Below are 2,218 nucleotides of genomic sequence, written 5' to 3' on the forward strand. Positions count from 1 at the left end.
TAGAGTGCTTGAGTATAAAAAAAGGGCTAACGACATTCGGTTTAAAAATGAAACTTTATATCAAAGCACAAAAAGCAGCAATTGAGGCTTTGCACTTAGAGCAAGCCTCAACTGCGTAACATCAGTTAGTAATAGGAGTTCGAGCGTGGAGTATAAAAAGGGTGAACGAGTTAGGCATCCAAAGCTTGAAGATTGGGGGCTTGGGCAAGTACTGGCAGATAGTGACAATGACAGTGTTAAAGTGTTTTTTGTGGGTGTGGGCGAAAAAGTTCTCTCTTTAAAGTATGTTCAGCCTGTGCATGTAAGTTTTGAAAATGCTCATCATCCTGTTTTAGATAACCTGAAAGATAAAAAGTATGCATCGAAATTTAAATACCAAAATTTAAAGCAATCAATCTCCTACTTTTTAACGCGTTTCCCAGAGGGGTTTTATGGTAATAATTTAAAAAAAGAGTTGCTTAACAACAATAAAAAAGCACACAAACAAGCACAAAAACTGTTAAATGAAGAACTTATCATAGATTGCATTATTGTATCTGACTATCAACAGATCATTAAAAATGTACTGGCGGTGGTGAATGCAAGTAAACTTATTTCTACTGTTGAAAAAACAGATTTAAGAAAAGCCTTTTTAAAAGAAAATGCACAGAAAAAATTCTCATTATCTCTTTATAAATTATTGTATGGTAAAGAGCCACTTCAGGGGCGTTTCGTGAGTTTTAGTAAAGTATTACAAGAGCTTAATATCGCTAAGTGGACAATAGCGTCTTACTTCCTTTTTGTTATGCAGCCTAAGTCTTACCTGTTTATCAAACCCAACATAACGCAACATGCTTCAGAGCTCTGTGGCTTTGAAATAAACTTTAAAACACAAGTTAATTGGTTGAGCTATGAGTCAACGTTAAAGTTTTCTGAGTACCTATTCACAGAATTAGTAGCATTAAAACCACGAGATATGACCGATGTGCAGTCTTTTATGAGTTGTATTGCCCCCATTAAAGGCGATAAAAAAGCAAGACCGCTGAAAAAAGATCAGAGAGTGTAATCTTGCCTTTTTCCTTCGACTAACCCTAAGCTAAATGGACTTTAGTCTTGCATCATTAGCGGAATAATGGGGATATCCTTCCTTTTTTTGCAATGGGGTGATATCTGGAAATGCCACTGTTTAAATATATTCATTTTCACTTTTATTCGAAATTTTATAAAGATAAACAGGGGATTTATAAAAATCATCGACTTGTATCGTTTTAATAGGTTGCCATGAGGGTAGGGCAAAATTATTGCTGATAAGAAAGTTAACATTTGATTGCTCTAACCGTAGTTTATCGCTAATTTTTTGCATCGCCTGTGGGAATAAATAGCACACTAGTACCGATGCTGAAGATAAGTCGGCCTGATAAAAGTCTTGTCGATGTACAGTTAAGTTTTTTAATCCTAAAAGCTGCTTAAGTAAGCGCGATGTTAGCCATGGCAGATAAGATAGTTCATAACCAATTATTTGCCGATGTGGATATCGTTTGGCAATAGGTATGACCAAGTTTCCCCAACCACTACCAAAATCAATGATGGTGCCAGAGTCTGTTTCATCGGCTAACTGCATCATCGTCCGATAGGCTTTATGAGAACTTGGCATCGGTGAGATACCCAATCTTACGGTGTTATAAATAATCGACACGGTGATGATTAGCGCCATTAGGGTAAAAAATATAATTAGAAAAGCTTCAAATGTTAACAAAGGCAAATTCCATAATAGGGATGACTGATTATCTTAATCGGCAATGTTCTTTACTCTGATTTCTCCTACATTTTCTCCCAGAAAATATAAGAAAATAGGTGTTTTAACTGACTACTTTTCTCGGCCCTAGCCTGCCTTGAGGTTAGGCACTGCCATTTAATAGCCGCTGTTTTTGAGCATTTTCTGAGTTAACTGAAATAGTATCATTAATCGCTTATTTTGTTCTTTTTTAGCCATTAAATAAGCTCTCGCATTGCAACAAGCAACCAGCTGCGCGGTTTATTAATCGATTTTGGCATTATTTTTCCACTGGGTCAGAAAGGCTTTACAAAGATTCTGATTGATTTATGTTCAGATGAATCTTTATCAGGTACCTTGACGTGGTTGATCAACGATGTTTATCGTGAGTATCAATCATCAAATATGCGCATAAAAGAGATTGAAAAAAGTTAAAAATAGACATTTAAAATCACCCATTAAGAA

The 2,218-nt window shown here is 35.8% G+C and carries 2 protein-coding genes; one reads left to right on the forward strand and one right to left on the reverse strand.

The genetic code is table 11. From position 1 onward, the window contains the following. Positions 1-145: 145 nt before the first annotated feature. Positions 146-1,045: a DUF3553 domain-containing protein gene (locus tag G322_RS0118835; RefSeq protein WP_022943218.1), complete on the forward strand. Its 900-nt coding sequence runs from the start codon at positions 146-148 to the stop codon at positions 1,043-1,045. A gap of 120 nt (positions 1,046-1,165) precedes the next feature. Here G322_RS0118835 and G322_RS0118840 read toward each other — a convergent pair whose 3' ends face one another. Continuing rightward, positions 1,166-1,735 (reverse strand): class I SAM-dependent methyltransferase, encoded by a 570-nt coding sequence (locus tag G322_RS0118840; RefSeq protein WP_022943219.1) that lies wholly within the window; start codon positions 1,733-1,735, stop codon positions 1,166-1,168. Positions 1,736-2,218 lie beyond the last annotated feature (483 nt).

This window comes from Psychromonas hadalis ATCC BAA-638 (assembly GCF_000420245.1).
Lineage (GTDB): Bacteria > Pseudomonadota > Gammaproteobacteria > Enterobacterales > Psychromonadaceae > Psychromonas > Psychromonas hadalis.